General features: G+C 41.3%; 3 protein-coding genes. All 3 read right to left on the minus strand.

The window, feature by feature from the left end; translation table 11 throughout:
* Positions 1-511, minus strand: a 511-nt coding sequence (locus F6K37_RS40985; RefSeq protein ID WP_287257027.1) for an SDR family NAD(P)-dependent oxidoreductase, incomplete at its 3' end; no start/stop codon positions are given.
* 12 nt (positions 512-523) lie between these two features.
* Positions 524-1,243: a sulfotransferase-like domain-containing protein gene (locus F6K37_RS40990; RefSeq protein WP_287257028.1), complete on the minus strand. Its 720-nt coding sequence runs from the start codon at positions 1,241-1,243 to the stop codon at positions 524-526.
* Positions 1,244-1,344: 101 nt separating this feature from the next.
* The coding region (locus tag F6K37_RS40995) for a class I SAM-dependent DNA methyltransferase (protein ID WP_287257029.1) at positions 1,345-1,727 on the minus strand (383 nt) is incomplete at its 5' end.

Genomic DNA, 1,727 nt, shown 5'->3' on the forward strand with positions numbered 1-1,727 from the left:
CACAACGAGTTAGCCCAACCACTGCTGCTTTAGAAGCACAATAGGCAGGAACATTAGGATTACCAACTGAGGCAGCAGTAGAAGCAATGTTGATAATGCGACCCCACTTGCGTTCGATCATTCCTGGCAAACAAAACTTGATCGTACGATAAATACCATTGAGGTTAACATCAATAACACGATGCCAGTCTTGATCGGGATGCTCGGAGATTTTATGCAGGTAGGTTATTCCAGCAGCATTAACCAGGATATCGACTTGACCAAAAGTTTTGAATACATTATTGCAAAAAGTCTCAACTGAATCAGTAGAAGAAACATCTAGGGTCATTGCTAAAGCCTTAACCCCTTTTGCCTCAATTTCTGTTTGGCAAGAACTTTTCTCAGCGGAGCGGGAGCCAATGGCTACGTTAGCCCCAATTTCTGCTAACGCAAGAGCGACGGCTTTACCTATACCAGATGTCCCGCCAGTTACTATTGCTACGCGACCTTGTAAAAATTTTTCTTTATTCATATTGCTATCCGATTAAATTGCGACATGATAAAGCTCTTCATAAACTTTCTGCGCTCCTTCAACCATCCCGACATCTTCAGGACGAATTTCCACTTTTTCTTGAGTTGGTGGCACAATCCCACTACTACCGTCTAAAGTTTTATACCATTTAGCTCGACTCTCCATTTCATCAGGCTGACATTCCCTCCATTTATCCTCATTAAAACTCAACATTTGGGGGTAAAACTTAACTCCTATGCGTTGGCAATACTCGCTCAAAACTTTTTGGGGATGACGACGGAAGGAATTAGCTTCAACAAGGATTGGTTTCTGTTTTAATTGCTTAGTTACTATTTGCCACATTTGTTTCAAGCCATCAAAACCAAACTCTTCATTTGTAGGAGACTCATTTACCCGATACCAGGAAGCCATTACCTCCTGAGGATTACGCACAATAAAAGTATTGAGCACAGAAGCGAGAAAATCCTGAGGGATGTATGGCAGTCCTTGGTAAGCCATCTCTTTCATAAAAACTAGAGGAGCTGCCTCCGCTTTGGATTTTATTTCTTCAATTACCTGAGTAGGTTGGTAATCTTGGCGCTGTTCACAATCGCCAAAGCGATTGGAACGCCGCCATTTGCTAAAGTAATAAACATCAAGGAATGGTTCATCAATGATTGCTGTATCTGGGCGTTGTGAAAAAGTTCTCTCGAAGGCGGTTGATACAGATCTAGGTGTAGCCCATAATACCACAATTTTGGGGTTATTTATCAATTTTTTAAAGTTTTGATAGTTCATCAAAAAAAAACGCTTTTCCTACTATTTTTAGATTATTTATTGTTGATATCACGCTCCTAACAAACCTTGTACACCCAAACTTTTAAATAAACACCAGTGTCTTTCTTTTCATGGGTAAGAAATTTCTCTGTCGCTGTAACCATTTCCCATTGACCAGACCGCTCTAGGGCAGTTAGCTTTGGTTTGAACTCGTTACTCTCAGACAGATCGGTAGGCATACTAACAACAATGTATCCCCCTGGCTTGGTAATACGAATCAGTTCGTCAAATGCGTTACTTTTGACATGTCCATAGGTAAAAACCCCAACACTAATGATGGCATCAAAGGTGGCTGAGGGAAAATCCAAGGGTTCACCCAAAACTTGTTGGTGGAAACTGGTGTAAACATTCTTTTTCCGAGCTTCCTCTAGCATGCCTGAGGATATGTCCATCGCCTCTA

It is taken from the genome of Moorena sp. SIO4E2 (assembly GCF_010671945.1).
GTDB classification, from domain to species: Bacteria; Cyanobacteriota; Cyanobacteriia; order Cyanobacteriales; family Coleofasciculaceae; genus Moorena; species Moorena producens.